At 41.6% G+C, this 680-nt stretch carries 1 protein-coding gene and 1 pseudogene; both read right to left on the bottom strand.

Annotation, left to right across the window (positions count from 1 at the left end):
- Positions 1 to 216, bottom strand: a pseudogene (locus ASC50_RS02675) (hypothetical protein); the annotation flags it as partial.
- Positions 217 to 246: 30 nt separating this feature from the next.
- A partial coding sequence (locus ASC50_RS02670; protein ID WP_226995350.1) for a uracil-DNA glycosylase family protein occupies positions 247 to 680 on the bottom strand: 434 nt, incomplete at its 5' end.

Genomic DNA, 680 nt, shown 5'->3' with positions numbered 1-680 from the left:
GGTTAAACTTTTAGGAATAATCCATAACCAGCCTGCTTTTTCCCATAGAGTAAATTCCCTCGGTATAAATTCCACCTCAGACCCTGCATGAATTTTGTCTTCTTCGGACAACGTCACATTCGGATTGTTTACCAACATTGTTTTGCAATGTCGGCATTTAATCGCTTTCATCTTGATTTCCTCCCCGCAGTAGGGGCATTTTTTTGTTGTTACCATGATGTTTTTATGAATTTAATAATTTATAATTTATGCTAATTTTATTGCTTCTTGCAAGTATGGTGTGGATTCTTCGTACCCAAAAGTGCTTGATGCCGGATGAGATACCTGGCAAGCAGGTATTTCTTTGCCTTCCACAGGATAATAGTAAAACTTGCCTTTTCGTACTCCATTATCGGGCAGGTGCTTCCATAGCCGCTCGCCCCATGCAATAACTAAGTCGGGTTTATACTCTTCGAGCACTTCAAAAAAGGCAGGATAACTGTTTTTGAAATCCTCGTCCGGTGGCGATGTGCGCGAGCCTTTCGCTACTGCCTTTTGAACAAAGTTGTAGAAGACCACAGACTCCCAAAAGTCAATCATGGTTGCGTCATCAACCTGTTTGCCAATCCCAACATTTGCGAATGTTGTGAAAGTGTTCATCCAATCTTCATGTTCACCTTGCCCGCGCTTATAATTCAAGA

This window comes from Candidatus Symbiothrix dinenymphae (genome assembly GCF_001431085.1).
Note: the sequence above shows the minus strand (reverse complement) of the source record. Positions and strands in the feature narration are given on the sequence as shown.